The following is a 25,095-nucleotide window of genomic DNA, read 5'->3' as shown; positions in this document are numbered from 1 at the left end:
CATCGCCGTAGCCGGTGGCCCGGCATTCACCTTCGGCTACGCCGAGCATCGTGAGCTGCTGGAGGCCGCTGGCGCACGGGTGGTCATCTTCGACCCGCTGCGCGAGGAATTGCCGGTCGGCACGGCGGGATTGGTATTGCCGGGTGGCTTCCCCGAGGAGCACGCCGCCGAACTCTCCGCCAATGCCACCCTGCGGACAGCCGTGGCCGAACAGGCGCGACGCGGTATGCCCATCCACGCCGAATGCGCGGGCCTGCTCTACCTCACCCGCTCCCTGGACGGCCACCTCATGGCCGGAGTGATCGACGCCGACGCCGAATTCGGCCCCCGCCTCACCCTCGGCTACCGAGACGCGGTCGCCCTCACCGACTCCCCGCTCTGGTCAGCCGGAGAACGGGTGCGCGGCCACGAATTTCACCGTACCCGCCTCACCGCCATCGGCGCGGACCCCCTCGCGTGGGGCTGGCGCTCGCCATCCGGTGAAACCGTCCGCGAAGGTGCGCTCGTCCACCGGGTCCACGCCTCCTACCTGCACACCCACCCCGCCGGAAACCCGGCCGCGATAGCCCGCTTCGTCGCCGCCGCGGCGGAATTCGCGGAGAGCCGCGCCCTTGCGTGAGGTGGGCGCGTGCGCTGCCGCAGTGACCCGCTCGGGAACGTGGCGGGGTGATCCGTCGCTCGGCCATGGATTCGATGCCGCGCGGCAACTGCACCAACGGCGGGCGCGGCCTCGCCCTCATCACGCCCGGCGCCCTGTTCCCCTCGGGAGCAGGCACTCTCGCGTCGTCCCGGCGCTGGCCGCACCCTGTCATTCCGGCGTGCATTCGGCCGGAATCCACACGCGTGCAGCAATGGGTCCCGGCCAGAAGCACGCCGGGACGACGGGATATGCCGACACCGTGGCTTCGACCTCGATAGGTTTTCATCGCCCGAGGTGGCCCGCCTCGGGAGGCGGGTCGGTCCAGCTGATGACAACGCGCGACACATTGCCGTCGGGATTGGCCCACGCCCAGCCGCGGCGGTGTACGGAGGGTCGGTTCAACTCATGATTCGGGTGAGGTCGCGGTTGGTGTCGGCCTGCGACCGAATGCGGTGGCCGGCGGAGAAACGGTGGCGACAATGAGCGCGGGTGGGGCGGGTGGGGTGGCCGTCGGTGTCGGTATGCGCCCGGGCGCGGAGTCGGCGGGTGTCCTCGCCGCGGTGCGGATTGTGGTGGGGGAGATGGCGATCGGGTGTTTGGCGACTGTCGATCGGCGGGCGGGGGAGCCGGGACTGATTGCGGCGGCTGCCGAACTGGGGGTGCCGATAGTCGCTTTCACCGCTGAGCAGTTGGCGGCGGCGGTGGTGCCCAACCCCTCGTTCCGCACCGCCGAGGCGATCGGGACCGCGAGTGTGGCGGAGGCCGCCGCGCTACTTGCCGCCGGGACCGACCGGCTGGCGGTCGACAAGTGTGTGGTGGGGGGAATTACGGTGGCGGCCGCGGTAATCGAGGGCTGACTGAGCGAGCTTCCCCGGTGGTTCGGGGGTGGCCGGAGGGTGCTGCCCTGGTGGCTCACCGGTGGCGGGAGCTTCCCCGTGGCCGCGGAGTCGCGCTGGCTGGCGGTCGCGATGATTGGTATGCAATCGGTTGACCCTCCCGAGGGTGCTCGGTGGGCCGCCGGGGGGATCCCGCGCCTGGAGACGCGGGATCCCGTGGAACCGTGGCGTAGAAGTCTTCGTAGCCAGCGGGCCGATCGGATTGCCCGACCGCTCGGAACGGTCGGGCAATCCGCGGGATCTCGACTGCTATGGGGCTACCGAGCCCCAGTCGGCGAAGCCGGTGGGGTCGTGGCGGCCGAGGCTGCCGTGTTCGAACAGGCCCCAGCCTTCGGCGTCACCGCAGCGGGCCTTGCCGACGTGGTCGATGACGCCGAAGGGGATGCGGCCCGCGATGGCGGGGTCGGTGAGGTCGTACAACCGGCTTTCGGACCAGCCGCGGCCCTTCCACTGGCCGTGTAGCCAGTCGGGGTCGCCGCCGTAACCGCAGCCGACGTTCAAGGCGATGAAGGTGCCCGCCTGCACCTCGACTTCGAGGGGCTTGCCGTCGGGGGTGGTCAGTTCCAGCCTGAGCGACACCGGGATTCGGGTGCCGGACCGGTAGGTGAGGTGGACGCGCGGCCAACCCAGCTGCTCGACACGGCCGTCGTTCCAGATGCGGGTGGCATCGTTGAGGGTGCGGAAACCATTGGGCTCCTCCTGCACGATGACGACAATGGAGAAGTCGTCGAACCGCAGCGGCACGTACAGCCACCAGAAGCCCTCCGACGGTTCATCGGCCACGCGTCCCGGCGGATCGGATTCGCCGACGGGGCGGATACCCCAGGAGCGGTCGCGGGTACCGGTCCAGACGTCCGGATCGACGGTGAAGTCGGTGCCGTCGACAGACAGTGTGCCGGACCAGGATCCGACCTGGGCGAAGCGCTGCGCGTCGATGATGGGCCGGTTCAATCCGGTGATAATGGTGTGCGGCTGCTCCTGGACGACCGGGAACGCGCCCTCCCAGGTCATATCGGCGGAGAGGTCGTCGTGCTCGCAGATCATGCGGATCTTCCGCAATGGCTCGATCACCTCGAGCCGGTACCCGCCGACCTCGGGTGCGATACCGCGTTCGACGAGGGCGTCGGAAAACCGCACCGCGCGTTGATGATCCCCGCGCCGCACGGTCATGAAGGCGTCCGTCACACCGAGATTCGGATACACCCCGAACCCGGTGACCAGGAATGTCCCACCATCGCGGTCGGAGGCGTTGAAATAGCTGCGGTCGTAGAAGTTTCGATCACTGGTGGCCACGCGCGCGATGGGCAGCGGGGCCTGATGGATCGGGTATTCGTCCAATGGACCGATCATGGCGTTATCTCTCAATCCCAGGTGTAGGTGCCGTCGAGCAGGGCTTCCAGCAGCGGACGGTGCATGACGTAGTCGTCGCGGTCGGCGGTATCGGTGTCCTCGCCGAAGTGGATCATTCGGCGCTTGATGCGGCCCATGACAATGCCGTGCCGCAGCGCGGCGTACATGAGGTACCAGTCCAGATCACGGACCTTGTGCCCGGTGAATTCCTGGTAGAACCGTTCGACATCGCTGCGCCGCATGTAATCCGGCAGTCCCGGCTGGTCGAAGCGGGTGGCGATATCTTGGAAGAACCGGTGAATGAGCACCGTCCACGCCACATCGAGTTCGCGCGGCCCGAGTGCCGCCATCTCCCAGTCCAGCACCGCGACCGGTTCGAAGCCGTCGAACATGATATTGCCGGGCCGGGCGTCACCCCAGCCGAGCACATCCGGTCCCGGATCGGTGGGCCAGTTCGCCTCCAACCAGTCGAAGGCGCGTTCCAGAATCGGAATCCGGAAACCGTCATCGGCGAGCGCCCAGTTGTACCAGGCCTTCTGGCCCTCCACATGCCGCCGCAGGGCGGAGCCTTCACCGTCCAGCGTTGGAAACCGCTCCGCCGGATTGTCGATGGCGTGGATCTTCGCGATGACCTCGATGGTGTTGCGGGTCAACCGCAATCGTTCCTCAGGGGTGGCGTCGAAGAGCCAGCCCAGGAAGACGTACGGCGGATTGTCCTCGGGTACCCGCCCGTCCACCCGCCGCATGACGAAGAACGGCGAACCGAACAGCGTCGGATCGTTCTCCAACCAGGCCAGCGGCGGCACCGGCACATCGGTGGCCTCCGCGACCCCGGCCATTACGGCGAACTGGGTTGCCAGGTCGTATTTCTCGAAGACCGGGAAGGAACTCGCCTCCGGTGCGAGCCGGGCGACGAACGACCCGCCCGCGGATTGTCCCTGTTCACGCCACTGGGCGTCGAACAGCAGCGTGGTGCTCGACATACCGCCCGCCGTGGGGCGGGTGATCGAGGTGACCTCGGGCGGTGCGTCGGCGTCGACCTTGGTGGCCAGCCATTGCGCCAGGTCGGTAGCGAGCACATCGAGGTCGCGTTCGCTGGTGGTGAGTTGCCGCCGCTGGTTGTGATCGGCGTCAGCCGAGGTCATGGGTCCTCCTGACACAGTGGGACTGCGGACGTGTCAACCGAATACGGCGGGTGCGGGCGGGTGAGCCCGGCTCGGTAGCCCGGGTGGCACGGTCGTTGGAATGTAACGCGTTCTAGTTATCGTGGTCACGGAATCGACGGATCGACTTGACCAGTACCGGTGACTGGGATAAGCGCTTGTCCTGGGCAAACCGGCCACACTCGTGCTGGCACGTACTCCTCTGGAGGTATTTCCGTACGGATGTACTCGGGGTGGAAGTCAGGGGGTTACCGGAAGCGCTGCGGGCGTGAGGTTTTCTACCGTCAGAACTTGCCGTTCGGCAGTGGTCACGTGCGTAGAGAGGGGACGCCATGAGTGTCGGGACGGTCGCCGTCGAGACCGGCCTGGAGCCACCGGTAGTCGAGCGCGAGGCGCGGTGGAATCCACTGACCCGCATCCTGTTCCGGTTCAGCTTCATCTACTTCAGCCTGTTCTGCGTGCTCTTCCCGCAGATACTCATCTCCTTCGCGGTGCCCCTGCACCGGTGGATCCCCGAAGACGCGGTCATGCGGTGGGGGGAGTTCCCGAGCCCGGTCGTCGAATGGGTCGGGCGCACGGTCTTCGACGCCGAGGCGGTTCTACGCACCGATTCCGGCAGCGGGGACCAGGTCTTCTTCTTCGTACTGGTGTTCTGCCTGCTCGTCTTCTCGGTGGTGGTCACCGCTGTATGGATGGTGCTGGATCGCCGCCGCCCCGAATATCGCCGTCTCGCGGGCTGGTTCCTGCTCTTCATCCGGTTGTGCCTGGCATCGCAGATGCTGCTCTACGGTTTCGCGAAGGCGATTCCGACGCAGATGTCGGAGCCGTCGCTGGTCGCCCTGCTCCAGCCCTACGGCAATTTCACCCCGATGGCGGTGCTGTGGAGCCAGGTCGGTTCGTCCCCGGCATACGAGATTCTGCTCGGTATCGCCGAGATAGTGGGTGGGCTGCTGCTGCTCCTGCCACGCACCGCCCTCGCTGGCGTGCTATTGAGTCTGGTGAGCATGGCGCAGGTGTGGGTGCTGAATATGACCTACGACGTGCCGGTGAAGCTGCTGTCGTTCCACCTCCTGCTGCTGTGCCTGGTGCTATTGGCCCCGGAGGCACGGAGGCTGACCGCGGTGCTGACGGGAGGTGCGGCCGGACCGTCCACCGCGCCGCAGCCTTTCCATGGCCGGGCCGCCACCATCGCCGCCGTCGTGCAGGTGGCGCTGGCGGTCTGGTTGGCGGTCGGCTTCGCGATGTCCGGCGTGAAGAGCTGGAACGAATGGGGTCCGGGTCGACCGCAATCGGAGCTCTACGGCATTTGGACCGTCGACGAATTCACCCGTGACGGCCAGCCCGTACCACCGCTGACTACCGATGAGACCCGTTGGCGGCGAGTGGTGTTCGAGGATCCGAACGCGATCTATATCCAGCGGATGGACGACTCTCTCGAGCCGATGCCCGTCATCGTCGACGGGTCCGAGCGAACCGTCACCCTGCTGACCGGAGAAGCCGCGGAGCCGTCCGGAAACTTCACCTTCGAACGGCCTGCGCCGGATCGACTGCTGCTCACCGGTGTTCTGGACGGGCAACCGGTGATGATGTCGCTATCGCTGATGGATGCCGATGGTTTCCCGCTGCGCCAGGGCGGATTCCGCCTCGTACAGGACTATCCGAATGTGAGTGGTGGCGTCAATTGATCGTGCCGATTCACGGCGGCGCGGATCGGCATGGCCGCGCTTTCCGGCAAAGCAACCTCGTAGCAACGGTTCTGCTCGGCGTGGCGGGAATGGGCGGTGACCCGCGCCGGTTGGCAGCGAAGGTGACTGTCTCCCTGTCTGATGAATTGAAGAAGTACATCGACGAGTCGAAGGTCTACGCCACCGTGGCGACCATCGGCGCCAACGGCCAACCGCATCTGACCGTCGTCTGGCTCGACCGCGATGGTGACGAACTCATCTACTCCACGACGGTATCGCGGCAGCAGTACCGCAATGTGGTCCGCGACCCGCGGGTAACCGTAATGATCAATCCGCCGGAGCAGCCGTTCCGCTACGCCGAGGTGCGTGGGACGGTGACCGTGGCACCCGATCCCGAGCGCGCCCTGCCCGACACGATGTCGCTGAAGTTCACGGGCCTGCCGTATCGGGAGTTCAATCCCCAATCGGTCGATGACACCGAGCGGGTCATCATCCGGATCACGCCGACCAAGGTGCTCGGCCGCTTCTGACCCCGATGAACAACCCTGATCCGGTGAGCTGTCTATCGGTTACCGAACGGACGCGAGGCGATTGTCGTGTTCGCGCGCCCACGCCGTAGGCTCGAGCACTGTGCAGAAGACGTCAGCCGCATCCGATGACCACACGGGATCGGATTCCGCCCCCCGTCCAGACGGCGACCCGAATTACCTGGTCGGCCTGGATCTGAACGATCGCCGCGTCGTCGTGGTGGGCGGCGGGTCCGTCGCGCAGCGGCGGCTCGGACTGCTCATCGCCTCCGGCGCGGACGTCCATGTGATCAGTCGCGCGGTCACCCCGGCCGTCGAGGGTATGGCTACCTCCGGGCAGATCACCGTCACCCTGCGCGACTACGCGGATGGCGATCTGGACGGCGCCTGGTACGCCATGGCCTGCACCAATGAACCCGATACCAATGCGGCCGTGGTCGCGGAGGCCGAGCGGCGGCGCGTCTTCTGTGTGCGCGCCGACAATGCCCGCCTCGGCACCGCGGTCACCCCGGCCACCGCCCGCTTCGACGGACTGACCCTCGGAGTCCTCGCCGGTGGACAGCACCGTCGTTCCGCCGCGGTCCGCAACGCCCTGCTCGAAGCGCTGCAATCCGGGGTGGTCACCGACGATTCGGCCCCCATGGCCCCCGGTGTCGCGCTCATCGGCGGCGGCCCCGGCGACCCGGACCTCATTACGGTGCGCGGTCGCCGACTGCTGGCGCGCGCCAATGTCGTTGTCGCCGACCGGCTCGCGCCGCCGGAACTGCTCGCCGAACTCGGCCCCGACGTCGAGGTGATCGATGCCGCCAAGATCCCGTACGGCCGGGCCATGGCGCAGGAGGCCATCAATAGCGCCCTCGTCGACGGTGCGAAGGCGGGCAAATTCGTGGTGCGGCTCAAGGGCGGTGACCCGTACGTCTTCGGTCGCGGCTACGAGGAACTCGAGGCCTGCGTGTCGGCGGGCGTCCCGGTGACGGTCGTTCCCGGCGTCACCAGCGCCATCTCGGTACCCGCCCTGGCCGGTATTCCGGTCACCCACCGCGGCGTCACCCACGAATTCGTCGTCGTGAGCGGCCATGTGGCCCCCGACCACCCGGACTCGCTGGTCGACTGGCCCGCCCTGGCCCGCCTGCGCGGCACCATCGTGCTGCTCATGGCGGTCGAACGCATCGAACAGTTCGCCACCGCGCTGCTGGAGGGTGGGCGTGCCGCCGACACCCCGGTCACCATCGTGCAGGAGGGCAGTCTGCGTACCCAGCGCGTCGTGCGCGCCGACCTGTCCACGGTGGCCGAACGAGTCCGCGCCGAGGCCATCCGCCCGCCCGCGATCATCGTGATCGGCCCCACTGCGGGTTTCACCGCCGGTGCACCGGATATCGAGCCCTCCGAGGCCGGCGCGCGCTAACCACGGGCCGCTCGGTTCGGGGCGTGCGTCGGCCCACCGCGCGACGGCACCCACCGGCTGAGCCGCTTCCAGCGGTGGCGGCTGCGATCCCGTGCACGAACCCCGCAGTAGGTGTCGGGCTTGCGCGACCGATCAGCCGGCTCCGGGTGATCACCCGGTGGCAGGCCCTGACGCAGGGTCCTGCCCGAGCCTCATCGACACGAGCTCGGTGAATCCGGCGCGTCTGGCGAAGCGCACCTTTCTACGCTTGTACTCGGTGAAGCCGAGCTTGGTGTAGACGCCGAGAGCAGATGTGTTGGTGTCCTTGATGTCCTCGAGCACGTATTCGCGATACCCGGGCTGCGCCAGCAGGTGACGCAGCAACGCGGTCGCGACGCCGCGACCCCGAAAATCGGGCTCGGTGGCGACGAATCCGATCTCGGCGAGACCGGGCCGGGCGTCATCGGAGGCGGCCATGAACCATCTCCGGATCACCAGATAGCAGAGCAGCCCGCGCGCGAACCCGAGGTGACGCCGGATCTCCCGCCAGCGCGGCGCGAACAGCGTCTGGTCACCTTCGGTGAGCGAGGCGAGGCCGGCGGGCTCCCCGTCCACCAGCGCGACGTAGAACCGGTCGAGCAGCAGCATGTGTTCGAACGCGTCGGCCAACTTGCCGGTGTCGCGCGAGAATGCGATGAAGTCCGCCGCGAAGCTGCGCACATATACCTCGGTGATGCGGCGCCGGTATCGCTCGCCGAGCTCGTCGCCCCGCTCGACCACGACCCTGGTCTCGACCATCCTCGGCCACCTCGCTCATCCCGTGCCCGTCCGCGTACGACCATATCCCGGGGTGCTCCTTAGGCTGGTCCGATGCCGGGGGATAGTGAACGCGCACCGTATGTCGCGATTGTGCTGTACGAAACGTCCAGTGACGCGGCCGATTACGAGCCGCTCTACCGCGAGGACATCGTCGTGGTCTACGCCGAGTCGGCGGCGGCGGCTCGGGAGCGGGCAATGGCGCGGGCCCGGGCCGAGGAGGGCGGCTATGCCAATGCGGCCGGTGAGGTCATCACCTGGCGGCTGAAACATCTGGTCGACGTCACTCGCGCACTCGACGATGACCTCGGTCGTGATACCGATCTCTACGCCAGGCACTTCCGCGACTATGACGCCTACCGCGCCTTCGAGCCCCTGCTCTGACCCGTTGACCGCCCCACGAGTTCGGTTCGGCGCGGTAGGGATCGGGTACGGTGGCTTGCTGTGCTCGATAAACCCGCTGCGACTATGCAGTATCCGGTAACCCAGCGGGCGTTCGGCCTCGCGATTCTCGTGCTGAGCGGGCTGCAATTGATGGTGGTGCTCGACGGCACCGTCATGATTCTGGCGCTACCGCGGCTGCAGGAGGAGATGGGCCTATCCAGTTCGGGTAGCGCCTGGACGGTCACCGCCTACGGTCTGCCGTTCGCGGGACTCATGCTGCTGGGTGGACGGCTCGGCGACTCCTTCGGTCGCAAGCGCATGCTCATTCTCGGCGTCGCCTTCTTCACCTTCGCCTCGGCGCTGTGTGGCATGGCGACCAATGAGGCCATGCTCATCGGCGCGCGCGCCCTGCAGGGCACCGGAGCGGCCATTGCCGCACCCACCGCATTCGCTCTGGTGGCAAGCACTTTCGCGCCCGGACCGGCACGTAATCAGGCCATTGCCATCTTCGGTTCGATGGTCGGTATCGGCTCGGTCGGGGGTCTGGTGATCGGCGGCGCGCTCACCGAACTCAACTGGCGTTGGATCTTCTGGATCAATGTGCCGATCGGCATTCTCATTGTGCTCGGCGCGATGCGTGAGCTGCGCGATACCGAACACCAGCGCATCACTCTCGATGTGCGCGGTGCGATCCTCGGCACCGCCGCGATCGCGTCGATCGTCTTCGCCGCCACCGAGGGTCCGGTATACGGCTGGACCAGCCCGGTCATCCTGACCGCGCTACTGGGCGGAGCGGCCCTGCTGATCGTGTTCGTCTTCGCCGAACGCTGGGTGCCGAATCCGCTGCTGCCGTGGTCGCTGTTCGACAGCCGCGATCGCGTGATCTCGTTCGCGGCGATCTTCCTGGCCTCGGGCGTCCTGGGCGCGACCACGTTCTTCGTGGCGTTGTTCCTGCAGAACGTGCTCGGCTACAGCCCGCTGATGGCGGGTCTGGGAAGTATCCCGTTCACGGTCGGGGCGGGCGTGGGCACCGCGGTCGCGTCCAAGGCGGCGATGATGGTGTCGCCGCGCTGGCTGCTGTTCAGTGCCGCGATCCTGCTGTCGTCCGGACTCCTGTTCGGATCGACGCTGGACCAGACTGCCGAGTACTTCCCGACCCTGCTGATCCTGCTCTCGGTGGTCGGTTTCGCGGTGGGCACCACCATCGTCATCCTGCCGCTGTGCGTCCTCGTCGGCGTCGATATGGCCAATATCGGCCCGCTGTCGGCCATCGGTCAGATGTTCATGAATATGGGCACTCCGGTCGCGGTCGGCGTACTCAGTCCCGTCGCCGCGTCGCGCACCCTGTCCCTCGGCGGCAGCACCGGCAAGGCCGCCGATATGGACACCGCTCAGATCGCCGCTCTCGGCAGCGGTTACACGCTGGTGCTGTTGGTCTGCGCCATCGGCACGGCCATCATGGGCCTGCTCGCCCTGACTCTGCGCTACACACCGAGCCAGCTCGCCCAGGCCCAGCACACCCAGGAAGAAGCCGAAAGGTCCTGAAACCGCGGGCAGGTCGGAGGGCAGTGTCGAAAAGCACCGTGCGCGAAGGCGGCTGGTTCGGCACACTTCGGTGATGAGTACCGACGCGAAGCTGTTGCAGCGGTGGGCGGCGCTGGCCGGACCGGGGGCGCGGGCGGTGGGGGAGGACCTCGTCCGTCGATATCGGGAAGCGCATCGGCGCTATCACACGGTGGAGCATCTGGCCGCCATGCTGGCGGTTGTCGATGACCTCGCCGTGGATGCCGATGACATCGATGCGGTGCGGTACGCGGCGTTCTTTCACGACGCCGTCTACGCGCTGGACCGCAATGACAATGAGGAGCGCAGTGCCCGGCTCGCGGAGGCGACGCTGCCCGAGCTGGGGGTATCCGCCGCGACCGTGGCCGAGGTGGCGCGGCTGGTGCGGTTGACGGCCGGGCACGCGCCCGAACCGGAGGACCGCAATGGCGCGGTGCTGTGCGATGCCGATCTGGCCGTGCTCGCGTCGGACGAATCCGGCTACGCGGCATACACTTCCGCTGTTCGCGCCGAGTACGCGCAGGTGCCCGATGAGCAGTTTCGGGCTGGTCGCCGCGCGGTCCTGGCGGGTTTGACGCAGCTACCGCAGCTGTTTCGAACGGATACGGCACGTGCCAGATATGAGGCGGCGGCGCGCGCGAATCTCGCGAATGAGCTTGCGGCGCTGGTGGATTAGCGGGTGCCCCACTTGTAGGTCTGCTTGCGCAGTTTCAGATAGACCATGATCTCCGCGTGCCGCACCCCGGCCAGCGCCCGTATCCGGGTCGAGACGAGTTCCAGCAGCGCCTCGTCATCCGGGCACACCACCTCGGCCAGAATGTCGTACCGGCCCGCGCACACCACCACATAGCTGACCTCGTCGATGGCGGCCAGGGCGTCGGCCACCGGCTGCACCTGCCCGTCCACGGTGAGCCCGATCATGGCCTGCCGAAACATTCCCACCTGGAGCGGGTCGGTCACCGCGACGATCTGGATGACCCCGGTATCGGACAGCTTCTGCACCCGCTGCCGCACCGCGGCCTCCGACAGCCCCACGGCCTTGCCGATGGCGGCGTAGGGCCGCCGCCCATCCTCTTGGAGCTGGGCGATGATGCGTTTGGAGATGTCGTCGAGCACCGGGGTGGTGCGTCCGGAAGTCGGGTCGCTCACAGTAGTCATCCTTCCCGACGCGCAGCGATCCGACGAACTGCCGGTGAGCGGCGCGCCGTCTTCATACCGCGAGCGGTGTCGGAGCGGCCATGCGATGACGCGGCGGGTCGTAGGTTCGCCACGCCGCTGCCAACCGCTGTACCGCTCGGCGCAGCTCTTCTGGGGCGGCGACGAAGCTGATCCGCAGCATATCGGTACTGCCGCCGGTCGGATCTAGGCCGGCGCCCGGGAGTACGGCGACACCGTGGCGCAGGGCGCGCTGGGCGAAGGATGTGCCGTCGCCGTGAGGCAGACGCACCCACAGGGTTTGCCCGCCCGCGACCTCGGGTGCCTGCCAGCCCGGGAGGTGAGCCGCCAGTTCGGTGCGCAGTGTGTCATGACTCTTCTTGCGCTCGAGCGCGATTCGGCAGCGAATGGCGTCGAGCGCAGGGAAGAGTTGCGCGGCTGCCAGTTGGGCGGGGATATTGCCGCCGAGATCGTGGACGGCGCGCAGCCGGGCCAAACGGGTGATGACCGCACCGGCGGCGCGAATCCAGCCGATACGGAGTCCGCCCCACACGACTTTGCTCAGCGATCCGACGGAGATGACCTCGTCGCCGAAGGCCGCCAGCGGCGGTGCGGTCTCGGTGCCGGGGAAGAGCAGGTCGGCGAGCACCTCGTCGTCGACGAGTGGGACGTCCATCGCGGCAGCGGATTCGACCAATCGTCGGCGGGCCAGGGTGGAAAGGACTGTGCCCGTGGGATTGTGGCAGGTGGGAATGGTGTACGCGAGAGCGGCCGGCGTCACTGCGCCGAGCCCGATCGGGCCGGCGTGCGGTACCGCCGCCATCTCCCGGAAAGTCTCCAGAGCGCCTGGATAGGTCGGCGTTTCGACCAATACGCGATCGCCGGGACGCAGTAGAGCCCGTGCGATCAGTGACAGGGCGTGCTGGCCGCCGCCGGTAACGAGGATCTGATCGGGATCGGTGGGTACCCCCCGCTGCCGGTAGCGTTCGGCAATCATCGTGCGTAGCGCGAGGTGTCCGGTGGGGTGGTATCCCATATCGGATTCCAGCGCGGTCAGCTGCGGCACGATGCGGTCGTAGGCGTCGGCGACTTCCGGCGGCGGTGCGGTGGGCGCTGCGCAGGCGAGGGCGATGACATTCGCGCTCGGTTCCAGCAGTTGCAGGAACATTGGCGCGCTCGTGGTGTCTGGAGGTTCGGACGGCAGCCCGGCGACCCGGGTGCCGCTGCCTTGGCGGCGTACGATTCGCTGCTCGGCATTGAGCAGGTCGTAGGCGGCCACAACCGTATTTCGACCTACCGATAGCGCTTTGGCCAGTGCCCGATCGGGTGGTAGCCGAGTGCCCGGTGTGAGCTCGCGGTCATCGATCAGTGTGCGTAGGCGACCCGCCAGCAGCAGATACAGCGGTCCTCGGCCTGCGGACCAGCGGCCCAGCCGGTCGGCGAGTTCGATTGGCTCCATTTGCGAACCAATTGTGCCCGATTGGCTCTGGGTTCGGGGCAGTGGTCCCTCGACCATGGAGGCTATGAACAAGGTTTCGATCACCGACGCCATCGCTGCGCTGCCGGATCCCTGGCAGCCGCGCGATCTCGCGGTCGCCAACGACACAGTTGTGCGTATCGCCCGGTTCCACGGCGAGTTCCCGTGGCATCACCATGACGAGGACGAGCTGTTTCTCTGCTGGGAGGGGAGCTTCCGCATCGAGCTCGAAGGGCATGCGGCGGTCACGCTGACGGCGGGTGAAATATTTGTTGTGCCACGAGGAGTCGAGCATCGGCCGGTGGCGAGCGAACCGGCTTACGGGGTGATGATCGAGCGGCCCGAGACTCGACAGTATGGCAACTGAGGCGGGGTTTCCTCACTCGAGATATCCGTCGGCGACCGTCAACGCCTGATCGAGCAGCGCCAGACCCTCCTTGGCCTCGGCCTCGGTGATGGTGCAGGGCGGAACCACATGCAGGCGATTGAAATTCACGAACAGCAGCAGACCTGCCGCCTTGGCCGCCGCCACCGTATCGATCATTGCCTGGGAGGTACCGCCGTACGGGGCGAGGGGTTCGCGGGTCTCGCGGTCGCGCACCAATTCCAGCGCCCAGAACACCCCGAGTCCGCGCACGTCGCCAATACTGGGATGGCGTTCGGCCAGCTCACGCAGACCGGGCCCCAGTACGGTCGCGCCGATCTGCGCGGCATTCTCGACAATCCGCTCCTCGGCCATCGCGGTGATGGTCGCCGCCGCCGCGGCCGTCGCGAGCGGATGCCCGGAGTAGGTGAGCCCACCGGGGTAGGCGCGGTCATCGAAGGTCGCCGCGATCCGCGGGCTGATGGCCACGCCGCCGAGCGGCACGTATCCGGAGTTCACGCCCTTGGCGAAACTGATGAGGTCCGGCACCACGCCCGCGAAATTCTCGATGGCGAACCACTTTCCGGTCCGGCCGAACCCGCACATCACCTCATCGGCGATGAAGACGATCCCGTACCTGTCGCACAGTTCACGCACGCCCGCCAGATATCCCGGTGGGGGAACCATGATTCCGGCGGTACCGGGCACCGATTCGAGAATGATGGCCGCGATGGTGCTGGGTCCCTCGAATATGATCGTCTGTTCCAGGTGTTCGAGGGCGCGCTCGCATTCCTGCGCCTCGTCGCTGGCGTGGAACCTGCTGCGGTACAGGAACGGTCCGAAGAAGTGCACGATCCCGGCCGTGCCGTGGTCATTGGGCCAGCGCCGGGGATCGCCGGTCAGATTGACCGCCGTATCGGTGCCGCCGTGGTAGGAGCGATAACGCGCCAGCACCTTGGGCCTGCCGGTGTGCAGCCGCGCCATTCGCACCGCGTGCTCCACGGCGTCCGCGCCGCCATTGGTGAAGAAGATCCGGTCCAGGTCGCCGGGGGTGCGTTCGGCAATGAGCCGCGCCGCCTCGGAACGGGCGGCAGTGGCGTGCGCCGGTGCGACGGTGCACAGCTGGGCGGCTTGGGCTTGAATGGCGGCAACGACTTTCGGATGCTGATGCCCGATATTGGTATTCACCATCTGCGAGGAGAAATCCAGCAGCCGGTTACCGTCACCATCCCACAGATAGCAGCCCTGGGCGGCGGTGACGACCATGGGTTTCAGCGCCGCCTGCGCCGACCACGAGTGGAAGACGTGTTTGCGGTCCAATTCGTAGGTGCGGGCGGCTTGTTCGCGGGCCGCCTCCGGGGTCGAGCCTTGCGGAAGTGTCATTGTCGTCCTCGGGTGTGCTTCGGGCTCAGTGGTTCTGCGGGAAGCCGAGATTCAGGCCGCCGTGGCTGGGGTCGAGCCAGCGGGTGGTGACGGCCTTGGTGCGCGTGAAGAAGTGCACGCCATCGATACCGTGCGCATGGGAATCACCGAACAGCGAATTCTTCCAGCCGCCGAAACTGTAATAGGCCATGGGCACGGGAATGGGGACATTGATGCCGACCATGCCGACCTCGACCTCATTGTGGAATCGTCGCGCCGCGCCACCGTCATTGGTGAACAGGGCGGTGCCATTGCCGTAGGGGTTGGCGTTGACGAGTGCGAGCGCGTCATCGTAGGAGTCCACCCGCAGCACCGACAGCACCGGGCCGAAGATCTCATCGGTGTAGGCGCTCATCTCGGGGCCGACATTGTCGAGAATGGTGGGCCCGAGCCAGAATCCATCGGCATCACCCTCGGCCGCGACCGTACGGCCGTCGAGAACCACTGTCGCGCCGGCGGATTCACCGGCGTCGATATAGGAGGCGACCCTATCGCGATGCGCCCTGGTGACCAGGGGTCCCATCTCCGCGCCCCTGGTGCCGTCGCCGGTACGAATGGTCTTGGCGCGCTCGGCGATCCGAGACACCAGCTCATCGGCGATCGGGCCGACCGCGACCAGCGCGCTGATGGCCATGCAGCGCTCGCCGGCCGAACCGAAGCCCGCGTTCACGGCGGCATCTGCGGCCAGATCCAGATCGGCGTCCGGCAGCACCACCATATGGTTCTTGGCCCCGCCGAGCGCCTGCACCCGCTTACCGGCGGCGGTACCGCGCTGATACACATATCGCGCGATCGGCGTCGAGCCGACGAACGACACCGACTTGATCGCAGGATTGTCGAGGAGTTCGTCCACGGCGACCTTATCGCCCTGCACCACATTGAAGACGCCGTCGGGCAGTCCGGCCTCCTGCCACAGCGCCGCCATCCACAGCGATGCCGACGGATCCTTCTCACTCGGCTTGAGCACCACGGTATTTCCGGCCGCGATCGCCACCGGGAAGAACCACATGGGCACCATGGCCGGGAAATTGAACGGTGAGATGACCGCCACCGGGCCCAGCGGCTGGCGCACGGAGAAGATATCGACCTTGGTGGAGGCGTTCTCGGTATAGCCGCCCTTGAGCAGATGCGGTATCCCGCAGGCGAATTCGATAATCTCCAGACCGCGCTGCACCTCGCCCAGCGCATCGCTGAGCACCTTGCCGTGTTCTGCGGTAATCAGCGCCGCCAGTTCTTCCTTGCGCGCGTTGAGCAGTTCCCGGTACCGGAACAGCACCTGGGTGCGCTTGGCGAGGGAGGCGTCGCGCCAGGCCGGGAAGGCCGCGGCGGCCGCGTTCACCACCGCCCGCACATCGGCTTGATTGGCGAGCGTGACCTGTCCGGTGACGACACCCGTCGCGGGGTTCGTCACCGGCGCGGTGCTCTCGCTGGTTCCGGCGAAGGGTTTGCCGTCGAGCCAGTGCGCGATGGTCTGCATGGGTCCTCGATTCGGTGCGTACCGGATGAAATTCGGCGAGCCGGCCATAGGAGTGGGGCCCACCCGGTCACCGGCATGACGAGGCGGGCTGCCCGGCTCCCACTCTGCGCCATCAATCCTGCGCTGGCCGCCGACGATCTGTACACGATTTCGGAGTTCGTATTACGATTCGTCGGTGCGGCTCTCCATCGCGGATGTCTTGGCGATGCCGGTGGTGCGTGCCGGAGAACCCGAGGTCGTCGGCGGTGGCTCCCTGGATCGGCCGGTGCGCTGGGTGCACGTCAGTGAATTGCCCGAGGTGGCCGAACTACTCGTCGGTCGCGAACTGATTCTCACCACCGGGCAGGCGCTCACCCACGGCGATACCGCCACCGTCGACTATCTGAAATCCCTCGCCGCCGCCGGTATTTCGGGCCTGGTCGTGGAACTCGGCACCTACGTCGACGAATTGCCGCCGCTGATCGCCGCCACGGCCGACGCATACGACCTGCCGGTGATAGCGCTGCGCCGCGTCGTGCGGTTCGTGGAGATCACCGAGGCGGTGCACCGGGTGATCGTGGCCGACCAGTACGCGGAACTGGAATTCGCGCGCACCGCGCACGAAACCTTCACCGCGCTCAGTGTGCGCCGCGCCTCCCTCGCCGAAATCGTGAAGACCGCCGCCACCATGCTCGATGCCTCGGTGGTGTTGGAGGACCTCACCCACCGCGTACTGGCGCTCACCGCCAGGCACGCCGCGACCTCGGCGATTCTGGAGCACTGGGAGACCACCTCGCGACTGCTGCCCGACAGCGATGACAGCGTGGTGCCCGTCGGACCGCACCCGCAACGCTGGGGGCGACTCATCCTGCGCTCCCAGCGCGTGCCCACCGCTCGCGCGCGCATGGTGCTCGAACGTGCGGCACAGACCCTCACCCTGCATCGGATGATCGAGCGGGACCGGTTCGGTCTGCATCGGCAGGCGCAGACCGGGCTCATCGACGACCTGATCAATGGGCGGATCAGCGATGAACGCGATGCGCTCGCACTGGCCGCCACCCTGGGATTGGCGCGGCGCGCCCGCTATGTGCCCCTGGCCATCGACGTCGCGGCCGTCATCGAATCCGATCCGGTGGGCCATCAGCGCCGAACCGCCGCCATGATCGACGCCGCCATGCACGGGGTGGCGCTGGGTAAAGCGACCGCTCTGGCCGCCCCCGATCACGGCAACCGGGTCAACCTCATCCTCGCCATCGGACGCGGCGCCGACCTCGACGGGAGCCTGACCGCGGTCTGCACCGCTGTCACCGCCGAGGTGCGTCGGGTCGCGGGCGTGGACCGCGCGGTCATCGGCGTCGGCGCGGAGTCGGAGTCACTGCTGGACACCGCTCGCGAACTGGCTCAGGCCGCGCACATCGCGGAAGTGGCGCTGTCACTGGAAACCTCGGTTCCGCGCGCGTTCTACCGCAGCGGTGATGTGCGGCTGCGCGGGTTGCTGTCGCTGATCCGCGATGAACCCGGAGTGCAGCGTTTCGCCGAAACCGAACTCAGTGCACTACTGCGCCACGATATTCGGCACGGCACCGAACTCATTCGCACGCTGCGGCAGTTCCTGGATCTGGCGGGCAATAAGACCGAGCTGGCCAAGCGGCTTAATATCAGCCGCCCTACGCTGTACGACCGGCTGGCCCGTATCGAACGGATTCTCGATATCGACCTCGACAATGGTGAGACCCGCACGTCACTGCATACGGCGCTGCTCATTCGCGACCTGACCAGTGCCGTCGATCCGTAGGGTTCGTCGGCTGCCATGACAACCGCATCGGGGTTATTCGGCCGTGACGACCCGGCCGCGGGTGGTGCTGATCTCGGTGCGCAGCGATGCGAGCTCATCGCGCAGCGCGGTTATCTCGTCCAGGAGAACGCCGACCTCTCGGTCGGTGCGGTCGGTGGTCTCCTCGACGGATTTGAGCTGGTCGATGACCCAGCTGGTGGTCGTGCCGATCGCGAAGCTGATGAGGCCGATGCCGAAGGTCATGAGCACCAACGCGACCAGACGCCCCCCGACTGTGACCGGGTAGTAGTCGCCGTAGCCGACCGTGGTCACCGATACCAGCGACCACCACATGGCGTCGCCGAAGTTCTGCACATTGCCGTCCTCGGCACCGTATTCGGCGTCGAACATGGCCAGGCTGCACAGGTACAGGATGAGTACGGAAGCACCGCCCACGAATACCGACATCCGCGCCCGAGTGCGGGTGTGCCGGTTGAGGGTGTTCAGCACGATCATGGCGGCGCGCAGCAGGCGTAGCGGCCGGAACGGAGGCAGCAGCACGATCAGCAGGTCCACCGGGTGGGTGCGCACGAAATCCCAACGGTGCGGCGATAACCAGCACCGAATGATGAAATCCGCGGCGAACACCACCCACACCGCCACATCCACGATGGTGAGCCAGGTATCCAGCCGCGGCGAGGCCCCCGTGTCGAGAACATGCCAGCTGTAGGCGATCAGGAACACCGCGGCCAGCGTGGTCAGCGGGTAATCGGTGGCACGTTCCCACTTGGTGAGCCGACTGAGATCGGCCGAGACACTTGTCTCGGCGGTGGCGGACGGGGACGTGGGCGTGGGCATAGCGCTACCTGGGTCGATCGGTAGACGGTCCGGGAGATGTCGACACCGTCGGATCGTCGGGTTGCGCCGAGACTACCGTGCGGCCGTGGGTTGCCCACATGGCCTCCGGCTATCGCACCACATGTCAAACTGCTGGGTATGTCCGACGGCCTACGGTTCGTTTCCACTGTCGAGGATCTCGATGCGCTACCCCTGCTCGCGGTCATCATGGCCGCCAAGCCCTCGCGCTCGGTCTTCCAGAAATGGCTCGATCAACAAGACCGCACCCCGAAATGGGTCCGCACCATGAGCAACGATCGCTACACCTCCGAGGAACTGGCCGTCGGCCCTTTCCCCCTGTCGGCTCCGCAGCAGTTCCAGTTCGTGGTGCTCTACGACCCCTCGGTCCACGGGCATCCGAACGAATGGGACCTCACCTAGCCGTTCGGCTGCTGCGCGGCCGGAGCCCAGCGGTTGGCGGTGAGGGTGAAGCCGGGGAGCGCGTCGAGGGATGTGGTGGATTCGTAGATGCGCTGGTAACCGGTGTGTTCGATGAGCCAGCGGTCGTTTTCGCGCCGGTAGCGGTCCTGGTAGTAGGCGGCCCCGCGAATCTGCACGCCGTACTCCGGGACGATGACCGTATCCTCCAGACACCAACTGCCGGTGGCGGTATCGCCGTCGACCTCGATATCCGGGTGGGTGCAGACGTGCACGGTGATGATATTGCCGCTCAGCGCCTTGCGCATGTAGCCGACGATCTCGTCGCGACCGGTGAATTCCAAAGGTCCACCGCCGGAGGGGGATCCGTAGGAGCCGGTCGCGTCCGCGGTGAAGGTAGCGGCGAAATCGTCCCACTGCTTCAGGTCCAGGGCGCGTAGGTAGCGGTATTTCAGGGTGCGGATGCCCTCGATGGCGATCAGATCCATACCGGACACCATGACACGGGTCACACCGCTGTGGCTTGTTGAGCGTTCGACAAGTTCGGCGAGTGAGACTGTCGCCATGTTCAAGAAGTTGTTGGCGGCCGTCGGCGTCGGTGGGGTCGAGGTCGAAACCGAACTGCACACGCCCGGAGTACAACCCGGCGGGACGGTGCACGGTGTCATCCGCCTGCGTGGCGGTGGCGTCGCGCAGGACATCGATCGCATCGCACTGGAACTGGTCACCCGCGTCGAATTCGAGCACGGGGACGGGGAATCCGAGGGCTACCGCGGTTTCCACCTGATCGATGTGCACGGCCCGTTCACGTTGACTGCCAACGCTTCCGACGAATTTCCGTTCGCGCTGTCGGTGCCGTTCGAAACTCCCATCACGTTCTACAACGGACGGCATCTGCCCGGTACGGAGATTCTCGTCCGCACGGTGGTGGAGATCAGCGGAGCGGTGGACGCGGGCGACCGCGACCCGCTCGGTATCGGCGCGCTGCCCGCCCAGCACGTCATCCTCGCCGCGCTCGAACAACTCGGCTTCCCGCTGCACCGGGCCGATGTCGAATGGGGACGGCTGCGTGGGGTTCAGCAGCAGCTGCCGTTCTACCAGGAGATCGAATTCGGTCGCTCGCACCGCTATCCACGCCTGCGGCAACTCGAGGTCACCTTCGTGGCCCGGCCCGAGGGTATGGATGTGGTCCTCGAGGGCGATAAGAAGAGCGGTTGGATCAGCGAGAGCCGTGACGTCTTCGATGTCCTGCGGGTGGACTACCAATCCCTCGACCGCGCCGATTGGGCCGCGCTGCTGCATCAGCGCCTGGAGCGAATGTCCAGTGGGCACTGACCGTCAATCAGTACTCGGGGTCGCTGACCTGCCGGTTTACTCACCGGATCGCGCAAAACTGAAACGTGTTCTCGAAACCGACCCGAGTGGGACCAAGCAATTGCTACCCTCCCGGGATGATCGCCACCCTGGTCTGGGGCACCGGCAATGTCGGCCGGGCCGCCATCCGCGCCGTCGCCGCGCATCCAGCTCTCACGCTCTCCGGTGTCCTGGTCCACGACCCGAAGAAGGTCGGTAGGGATGCGGGCGAATTGGCCGGGCTCGACACCGAATTGGGGGTCGCGGCCAGCGACAATATCGAGGCCGCGCTGGCCGCCGGGCCCCGCGCGGTGGTCTACGCCGCCTCCGGCGATATCCGGCCCTTCGAGGCATTCACCGATATCGTGCGCGCCCTCCGCGCCGGAGCCGTCGTGGTCACGCCCGCGCTCTACGCCTTCTACGACCACCGCAGCGCCCCAACGGATTTGCGCGACCAGGTACTCGAAGCCATTACCGAGGGCGGCGGCTCACTGTTCGTCTCCGGTATCGATCCGGGCTGGGGCAATGATGTGCTGCCGCTGCTCATGACCGGCCTCGCCAGCAGCGTGGATGTGGTGCGCTGCCAGGAGATCTTCGACTACACCACCTACGACCAGCCCGATTCGGTGCGCTACCTGGTCGGTATGGGGCAACCCATGGACTATCAGCCACCCATGATCGCGCCCGGGGTGCCGACCATGGTGTGGGGCGGGCAGATTCGGCTCATGGCGCGGGCGCTCGGCGCGGAACTCGACGAGATACGCGAAACCCTGGACCGGCGCGCACTCGACAGCACGGTCGGCACCGAACGGATGGGGGAGTTCGAGGCGGGCACGCAGGGCGCGGTGCGGTTCGAGGTGCAGGGCATTATCGGCGGCGAACCCCGCATTGTCATCGAACATGTCACCCGCATCCACGCCTCCTGCGCCCCCGACTGGCCGACACCGCCCACCGGCGACGGCGCGCACCGCGTCATTATCGAGGGCCGACCCCGTATCGAGGTCAGTATCGAGGCCACCGATGAGGACGGCAACCGCTCCGCGGGCGGAAATGCCACGGCCGTAGGCAGATTGGTCGGCGCGATCGACTGGCTGGCCGCCGCCGATCCCGGCCTCTACGACGCTCTCGACATCCCCCTGCGACCCGCCGTCGGCATTCTCGGAAAGGCATAACCATGATCATCGACATTCCGGAGGGCAAGGACCCGATCGGCTACGTCTGGGGTGAGATGGTCCCGGGCATCGGCACCGCGGCAGCGGGGTTCTCCCTCGCCGTCTACGAGCACACCACCCTCGGCCTGCGTGAATTCGAAGCCGCCCGACTGCGTATCGCACAGATCAACGGCTGCCTGTTCTGCCAGGACTGGCGCACCGAGAAGGACGGCCAGAAGGTCGAAGACGCCTTCGCCGACGCCGTAACCCAATGGCGCACCACCGATTCCCTCGACGACCGCGCCCGCCTCGCCGCCGAATACGCCGAACGCTACGCCCTCGACCACCACAACCTCGACGACGAGTTCTTCACCCGCATGTTCGCGCACTACTCGCAGGTCGAGGTCGTGGAACTGAGTATGTGCATCGGCTCCTGGCTCGCCTTCGGCCGCCTCAACCGCGTACTGGGGCTGGACGCGGTGTGCGTCCTGCCCAGCCACCTGTCCGCGCAATAGCCTCCGGCCACGCCGGCCGATGCCGACTGCTCGGCGCGGTACCGGCGTCAGGTAATAACGAGAAGCTCTGTCGGCGAGGCGATCTCGATCCTAAGCCCCGCCTTCTCAGCCACCTTGGCCAAGCCGTTGAGATCCGTCGGCTCGGCGCGGGTCAGCACCAGCGCCCGCGCCAGTAGCCCCTTGTGGTGTTTATTGAAGTGGCTCACCACCGTTCGCTTCCCATCGGGCCGTTCGGTGAGCACGGTGGCGGTCACCGCCCCGGGTACCCGGCCCAGCTGTTGATAGGTGCCCGACCGCAGATCCACCACCAGATCGCCCGCGGTCTCCTCGCGCAAGGCGTTGGGCAGCACCTCTTTCCACACCGATTGCAGCGTCGGCAGACCCGGCAGCTTCGAACCACCCGAGAGCCGGTACGCGGGAATCGGATCCCCGGCGCGCACCACACCGAACAGTGCCGAGCCGATGCCCAGCCGCGCCTGCGCCTTGGCGCGCTGCGCCTTGGTGAACGAGGGCGCGTCGAGGGCGTCGTAGAGCACCCCGGTGTAGCGGTCCAGCGCGGGCCGGGTGGGGGAGCAGTGCAGCGCGGCATTGCGCGCGATCTCCGCGTCAGCCCCCTTACCGAGGCCCAGCGCCGACCTCGACGCGTCCGGATCGGCGGCCAGCTGCGCCAGCTCGCGGCACAACTTCTCACGCACCTTCGTGAGCTGCGGCAACGCGAGCGCGTCCAGATCCAACGGAGCACCCGAACCGCCATCGGACTTGGTTTCGGAGGGAGGCAGCAGCACCAGCACGAGCGCTCACGGTACCGGTGCGGGCGGTCAGGGCGCGGAGGCGGTAGCTTGCGTAACCATGGAGCGCCCCCGCCCGCACCGCATTAGGCGAATGCCTTGTGAACAGCCCGGCGGCAGCGGCTACTCTCTAGAGCCGTGATCACCCGCCTCTCACACCTGTTCCTGCGTACCCTGCGCGACGACCCCGCCGACGCCGAGGTACCCAGCCACAAGCTGCTGGTCCGCGCCGGATACGTGCGCCGTATCGCGCCCGGTGTCTACTCGTGGCTGCCGCTCGGCCTGCGCGTCCTGCGCAAGGTCGAGGATGTGGTCCGGGAGGAAATGAACGCCATCGGCGCTCAGGAGATCTCGCTGCCCGCGCTGCTGCCGCGCGAACCGTATGAGGCCACCAATCGCTGGACCGAGTACGGCGACACCCTCTTCCGCCTCAAGGACCGCAAGGGCGCGGACTACCTGCTCGGCCCCACCCACGAGGAACTGTTCGCGCTCACCGTGAAGGGCGAATACAACTCCTACAAGGACCTGCCCGTCGTGCTGTACCAGGTCCAGACCAAGTACCGCGACGAAGGCCGTCCGCGCGCGGGTATCCTGCGCGGGCGCGAATTCATCATGAAGGACTCCTACTCGTTCGACCTCGACGATGATGGTCTGAAGAAGAGCTACAACGCCCACCGTGAGGCGTACCAGCGCATCTTCGAGCGGCTCGACGTCAAGTACGTCATCGTCGCCGCCACCGCCGGCGCCATGGGCGGTTCGGCCTCCGAGGAATTCCTCGCCGACAGTGTTGTGGGTGAGGACACCTACGTGATCTGCCGGGAGTCCGGCTACGCCGCCAATGTCGAGGCCGTCGTCACCGCGGCGCCCCCGGAGATTCCCCTCGAGGGTCTGGCCGAAGCGGTCGTGCACGATACCCCCGACACCCCCACCATCGCCACCCTGGTCGACTGGGCCAACGGCGCGGGTATCGCCGAGCAGCTGGGCCGCCCGGTCACCGCGGCGGACACCTTGAAGAACGTCATGGTCAAGCTGCGCTACCCCGACGGCAAGACCGAGATCCTCGGCGTCGGCGTACCGGGCGACCGCGAGGTCGACGACAAGCGTCTCGGCGCTTCGGTCGAACCAGCCGAGGTGGAGATGCTCACCGATGGGGACTTCAAGGCAAACCCCTGGCTGGTCAAGGGCTATATCGGTCCGAAGGCCCTACAGGCCAACGGTATTCGCTACCTGGTTGACCCGCGTGTGGTCACCGGCACTGCCTGGATCACCGGTGCGGACGCCCCCGGCCAGCACTACGTCGGCCTGGTCGCGGGCCGCGACTTCACGCCCGACGGCACCATCGAGGCCGCCGAAGTTCGCGACGGCGACCCCTCACCCGACGGCCGTGGCGTCCTGGAAGCCGCCCGTGGCATCGAAATCGGCCATATCTTCCAGCTCGGCCAGAAGTACACCGACGCCTTCGAGGTCGACGTACTCGGCGAGAACGGCAAGCCCGTCCGCCTCACCATGGGCTCCTACGGCCTCGGCGTCTCGCGCATGGTCGCCGTCATCGCCGAGCAGATGCACGACGAGAAGGGGCTGCGCTGGCCCCGCGAGGTCGCGCCGTACGACGTACACGTCGTCATCGCCAACAAGGACGCGGGTGCCCGCGAGGGCGCGGAACAGGTTGCCGCGGAACTGAACTCGGCCGGGCTCGATGTCCTCTTCGACGACCGCACCGCATCGCCGGGCGTGAAGTTCAAGGATGCCGAACTCCTCGGCATGCCTCTGGTCGTCGTCGTGGGCCGCGGCTGGGCCGACGGCAAGGTGGAGCTGCGCGACCGCTTCGCGGGCACCAGCGACGAGATCCCGGCCGACACCGCCGTGGACGCCGTCGTCGCCAAGGTGCGCGGCTGACCCTCGGTTCGAACGCGAACGGCAGTGGGCCGCACACTGTTCGGTGCACCGCCCACCCCCC

Annotated in this window: 24 protein-coding genes and 1 pseudogene; 15 read left to right on the top strand and 10 right to left on the bottom strand. The window is 67.0% G+C overall.

The features are described 5' to 3' along the window. Positions 1–619: pseudogene (locus NU1_RS22620) on the top strand (cobyrinate a,c-diamide synthase); the annotation flags it as partial. Between the two features lie 500 nt (positions 620–1,119). Continuing rightward, a complete protein-coding gene (locus NU1_RS22615; RefSeq protein WP_067523845.1) occupies positions 1,120–1,497 on the top strand; it encodes a cobalamin biosynthesis protein in 378 nt (125 codons plus the stop codon). A gap of 288 nt (positions 1,498–1,785) precedes the next feature. Here NU1_RS22615 and NU1_RS22610 read toward each other — a convergent pair whose 3' ends face one another. Both NU1_RS22610 and NU1_RS22605 read right to left on the bottom strand, forming a co-directional pair. After that, a complete protein-coding gene (locus NU1_RS22610; RefSeq protein WP_067523843.1) occupies positions 1,786–2,886 on the bottom strand; it encodes an Rv3169 family protein in 1,101 nt (366 codons plus the stop codon). Between the two features lie 11 nt (positions 2,887–2,897). Continuing rightward, positions 2,898–4,031 carry a phosphotransferase family protein gene (locus NU1_RS22605; protein WP_067523841.1) on the bottom strand — a complete coding sequence of 378 codons (1,134 nt, stop codon included), beginning with the start codon at positions 4,029–4,031 and terminating at the stop codon, positions 2,898–2,900. 350 nt (positions 4,032–4,381) lie between these two features. On the opposite strand from NU1_RS22605, the gene NU1_RS22600 reads away from it, so the two are divergent. The 3 genes from NU1_RS22600 (at position 4,382) to cobA (ending at position 7,666) form a co-directional block, all read left to right on the top strand. Beyond that, a complete protein-coding gene (locus tag NU1_RS22600) occupies positions 4,382–5,734 on the top strand; it encodes a DoxX family protein (protein WP_084521716.1) in 1,353 nt (450 codons plus the stop codon). Positions 5,735–5,736: 2 nt separating this feature from the next. Continuing rightward, complete coding sequence (locus tag NU1_RS22595) at positions 5,737–6,264, top strand: PPOX class F420-dependent oxidoreductase (protein ID WP_245720255.1); 528 nt, start codon at positions 5,737–5,739, stop codon at positions 6,262–6,264. 178 nt (positions 6,265–6,442) lie between these two features. Next, complete coding sequence (gene cobA, locus NU1_RS22590; protein ID WP_067523856.1) at positions 6,443–7,666, top strand: uroporphyrinogen-III C-methyltransferase; 1,224 nt, start codon at positions 6,443–6,445, stop codon at positions 7,664–7,666. Between the two features lie 150 nt (positions 7,667–7,816). Here the strand turns inward: cobA and NU1_RS22585 are convergent, their stop codons facing one another. Then, positions 7,817–8,443 (bottom strand): GNAT family N-acetyltransferase, encoded by a 627-nt coding sequence (locus tag NU1_RS22585; RefSeq protein WP_067523839.1) that lies wholly within the window; start codon positions 8,441–8,443, stop codon positions 7,817–7,819. Between the two features lie 72 nt (positions 8,444–8,515). Between NU1_RS22585 and NU1_RS22580 the strand changes: the two genes are divergently transcribed. From NU1_RS22580 to NU1_RS22570, 3 genes are all read left to right on the top strand, one after another. Beyond that, the gene (locus tag NU1_RS22580; RefSeq protein ID WP_067523837.1) at positions 8,516–8,845 is read left to right on the top strand and encodes a DUF4288 domain-containing protein; all 330 of its coding nucleotides are present in this window, start codon (positions 8,516–8,518) and stop codon (positions 8,843–8,845) included. Between the two features lie 60 nt (positions 8,846–8,905). Beyond that, entirely contained in the window at positions 8,906–10,390 is a 1,485-nt protein-coding gene (locus NU1_RS22575) for an MFS transporter (protein WP_371859830.1), read from the top strand. Positions 10,391–10,463: 73 nt separating this feature from the next. Continuing rightward, positions 10,464–11,084, top strand: coding sequence for an HD domain-containing protein (locus tag NU1_RS22570; protein WP_067523833.1), 621 nt, complete (start codon positions 10,464–10,466; stop codon positions 11,082–11,084). Here the strand turns inward: NU1_RS22570 and NU1_RS22565 are convergent. After that, complete coding sequence (locus tag NU1_RS22565; RefSeq protein WP_067523832.1) at positions 11,081–11,566, bottom strand: Lrp/AsnC family transcriptional regulator; 486 nt, start codon at positions 11,564–11,566, stop codon at positions 11,081–11,083. The two genes, NU1_RS22570 and NU1_RS22565, sit on opposite strands and share 4 nt — an antisense overlap. Positions 11,567–11,618: 52 nt before the next feature. Then, entirely contained in the window at positions 11,619–13,022 is a 1,404-nt protein-coding gene (locus tag NU1_RS22560) for an aminotransferase-like domain-containing protein (protein ID WP_067523854.1), read from the bottom strand. A 64-nt stretch (positions 13,023–13,086) separates the two neighbouring features. Here NU1_RS22560 and NU1_RS22555 point away from each other — a divergent pair, with 64 nt between their 5' ends. Then, the gene (locus NU1_RS22555; protein ID WP_067523853.1) at positions 13,087–13,407 is read left to right on the top strand and encodes a cupin domain-containing protein; all 321 of its coding nucleotides are present in this window, start codon (positions 13,087–13,089) and stop codon (positions 13,405–13,407) included. Between the two features lie 12 nt (positions 13,408–13,419). Here NU1_RS22555 and NU1_RS22550 read toward each other — a convergent pair whose 3' ends face one another. After that, positions 13,420–14,787: an aspartate aminotransferase family protein gene (locus tag NU1_RS22550; protein WP_067523830.1), complete on the bottom strand. Its 1,368-nt coding sequence runs from the start codon at positions 14,785–14,787 to the stop codon at positions 13,420–13,422. Positions 14,788–14,812: 25 nt separating this feature from the next. After that, positions 14,813–16,303 carry a CoA-acylating methylmalonate-semialdehyde dehydrogenase gene (locus NU1_RS22545; protein ID WP_067523852.1) on the bottom strand — a complete coding sequence of 497 codons (1,491 nt, stop codon included), beginning with the start codon at positions 16,301–16,303 and terminating at the stop codon, positions 14,813–14,815. A gap of 175 nt (positions 16,304–16,478) precedes the next feature. Here NU1_RS22545 and NU1_RS22540 point away from each other — a divergent pair, with 175 nt between their 5' ends. Continuing rightward, on the top strand, positions 16,479–18,077 hold the full coding sequence (locus NU1_RS22540) for a PucR family transcriptional regulator (protein ID WP_067523828.1): 1,599 nt from the start codon (positions 16,479–16,481) through the stop codon (positions 18,075–18,077). 33 nt (positions 18,078–18,110) lie between these two features. On the opposite strand, the gene NU1_RS22535 is transcribed toward NU1_RS22540, so the two are convergent. Further along, positions 18,111–18,914, bottom strand: coding sequence for a potassium channel family protein (locus tag NU1_RS22535; RefSeq protein WP_067523826.1), 804 nt, complete (start codon positions 18,912–18,914; stop codon positions 18,111–18,113). Positions 18,915–19,052: 138 nt separating this feature from the next. Here NU1_RS22535 and NU1_RS22530 point away from each other — a divergent pair, with 138 nt between their 5' ends. Further along, positions 19,053–19,334, top strand: coding sequence for a hypothetical protein (locus NU1_RS22530; RefSeq protein WP_067523824.1), 282 nt, complete (start codon positions 19,053–19,055; stop codon positions 19,332–19,334). Here the strand turns inward: NU1_RS22530 and NU1_RS22525 are convergent. Further along, positions 19,331–19,897 (bottom strand): nuclear transport factor 2 family protein, encoded by a 567-nt coding sequence (locus NU1_RS22525; protein ID WP_307644573.1) that lies wholly within the window; start codon positions 19,895–19,897, stop codon positions 19,331–19,333. The two genes, NU1_RS22530 and NU1_RS22525, sit on opposite strands and share 4 nt — an antisense overlap. Between NU1_RS22525 and NU1_RS22520 the strand changes: the two genes are divergently transcribed. The 3 genes from NU1_RS22520 (at position 19,896) to NU1_RS22510 (ending at position 22,350) form a co-directional block, all read left to right on the top strand. Continuing rightward, positions 19,896–20,666, top strand: coding sequence for a sporulation protein (locus tag NU1_RS22520; RefSeq protein ID WP_067523823.1), 771 nt, complete (start codon positions 19,896–19,898; stop codon positions 20,664–20,666). The two genes, NU1_RS22525 and NU1_RS22520, sit on opposite strands and share 2 nt — an antisense overlap. A gap of 116 nt (positions 20,667–20,782) precedes the next feature. Further along, positions 20,783–21,856 (top strand): NAD(P)H-dependent amine dehydrogenase family protein, encoded by a 1,074-nt coding sequence (locus NU1_RS22515; protein WP_067523819.1) that lies wholly within the window; start codon positions 20,783–20,785, stop codon positions 21,854–21,856. Between the two features lie 2 nt (positions 21,857–21,858). Beyond that, positions 21,859–22,350: a carboxymuconolactone decarboxylase family protein gene (locus NU1_RS22510; protein WP_067523817.1), complete on the top strand. Its 492-nt coding sequence runs from the start codon at positions 21,859–21,861 to the stop codon at positions 22,348–22,350. A gap of 47 nt (positions 22,351–22,397) precedes the next feature. On the opposite strand, the gene yaaA is transcribed toward NU1_RS22510, so the two are convergent. Continuing rightward, complete coding sequence (gene yaaA, locus NU1_RS22505) at positions 22,398–23,141, bottom strand: peroxide stress protein YaaA (protein ID WP_067523815.1); 744 nt, start codon at positions 23,139–23,141, stop codon at positions 22,398–22,400. A 135-nt stretch (positions 23,142–23,276) separates the two neighbouring features. Here yaaA and NU1_RS22500 point away from each other — a divergent pair, with 135 nt between their 5' ends. Further along, positions 23,277–25,034 carry a proline--tRNA ligase gene (locus tag NU1_RS22500; protein ID WP_067523814.1) on the top strand — a complete coding sequence of 586 codons (1,758 nt, stop codon included), beginning with the start codon at positions 23,277–23,279 and terminating at the stop codon, positions 25,032–25,034. Positions 25,035–25,095 lie beyond the last annotated feature (61 nt).

The organism is Nocardia uniformis NBRC 13702, assembly GCF_001613345.1.
Classification (GTDB): domain Bacteria; phylum Actinomycetota; class Actinomycetes; order Mycobacteriales; family Mycobacteriaceae; genus Nocardia; species Nocardia uniformis.
The sequence above is the reverse complement of the archived record's forward strand: the minus strand, read 5'-3'. Positions and strand labels throughout refer to the sequence as shown.

What these genes read in the sequence shown, in the direction of transcription:
- NU1_RS22615 (WP_067523845.1), top strand. Translation starts at nt 1,120, where the DNA reads ATGAGCGCGGGTGGGGCGGGTGGGGTGGCCGTCGGTGTCGGTATGCGC.
- NU1_RS22610 (WP_067523843.1), bottom strand. Translation starts at nt 2,886, where the DNA reads ATGATCGGTCCATTGGACGAATACCCGATCCATCAGGCCCCGCTGCCC.
- NU1_RS22605 (WP_067523841.1), bottom strand. Translation starts at nt 4,031, where the DNA reads ATGACCTCGGCTGACGCCGATCACAACCAGCGGCGGCAACTCACCACC.
- NU1_RS22600 (WP_084521716.1), top strand. Translation starts at nt 4,382, where the DNA reads ATGAGTGTCGGGACGGTCGCCGTCGAGACCGGCCTGGAGCCACCGGTA.
- NU1_RS22585 (WP_067523839.1), bottom strand. Translation starts at nt 8,443, where the DNA reads ATGGTCGAGACCAGGGTCGTGGTCGAGCGGGGCGACGAGCTCGGCGAG.
- NU1_RS22580 (WP_067523837.1), top strand. Translation starts at nt 8,516, where the DNA reads ATGCCGGGGGATAGTGAACGCGCACCGTATGTCGCGATTGTGCTGTAC.
- NU1_RS22570 (WP_067523833.1), top strand. Translation starts at nt 10,464, where the DNA reads ATGAGTACCGACGCGAAGCTGTTGCAGCGGTGGGCGGCGCTGGCCGGA.
- NU1_RS22565 (WP_067523832.1), bottom strand. Translation starts at nt 11,566, where the DNA reads ATGACTACTGTGAGCGACCCGACTTCCGGACGCACCACCCCGGTGCTC.
- NU1_RS22560 (WP_067523854.1), bottom strand. Translation starts at nt 13,022, where the DNA reads ATGGAGCCAATCGAACTCGCCGACCGGCTGGGCCGCTGGTCCGCAGGC.
- NU1_RS22555 (WP_067523853.1), top strand. Translation starts at nt 13,087, where the DNA reads ATGAACAAGGTTTCGATCACCGACGCCATCGCTGCGCTGCCGGATCCC.
- NU1_RS22550 (WP_067523830.1), bottom strand. Translation starts at nt 14,787, where the DNA reads ATGACACTTCCGCAAGGCTCGACCCCGGAGGCGGCCCGCGAACAAGCC.
- NU1_RS22545 (WP_067523852.1), bottom strand. Translation starts at nt 16,303, where the DNA reads ATGCAGACCATCGCGCACTGGCTCGACGGCAAACCCTTCGCCGGAACC.
- NU1_RS22535 (WP_067523826.1), bottom strand. Translation starts at nt 18,914, where the DNA reads ATGCCCACGCCCACGTCCCCGTCCGCCACCGCCGAGACAAGTGTCTCG.
- NU1_RS22530 (WP_067523824.1), top strand. Translation starts at nt 19,053, where the DNA reads ATGTCCGACGGCCTACGGTTCGTTTCCACTGTCGAGGATCTCGATGCG.
- NU1_RS22520 (WP_067523823.1), top strand. Translation starts at nt 19,896, where the DNA reads ATGTTCAAGAAGTTGTTGGCGGCCGTCGGCGTCGGTGGGGTCGAGGTC.
- NU1_RS22525 (WP_307644573.1), bottom strand. Translation starts at nt 19,897, where the DNA reads ATGGCGACAGTCTCACTCGCCGAACTTGTCGAACGCTCAACAAGCCAC.
- NU1_RS22515 (WP_067523819.1), top strand. Translation starts at nt 20,783, where the DNA reads ATGATCGCCACCCTGGTCTGGGGCACCGGCAATGTCGGCCGGGCCGCC.
- NU1_RS22510 (WP_067523817.1), top strand. Translation starts at nt 21,859, where the DNA reads ATGATCATCGACATTCCGGAGGGCAAGGACCCGATCGGCTACGTCTGG.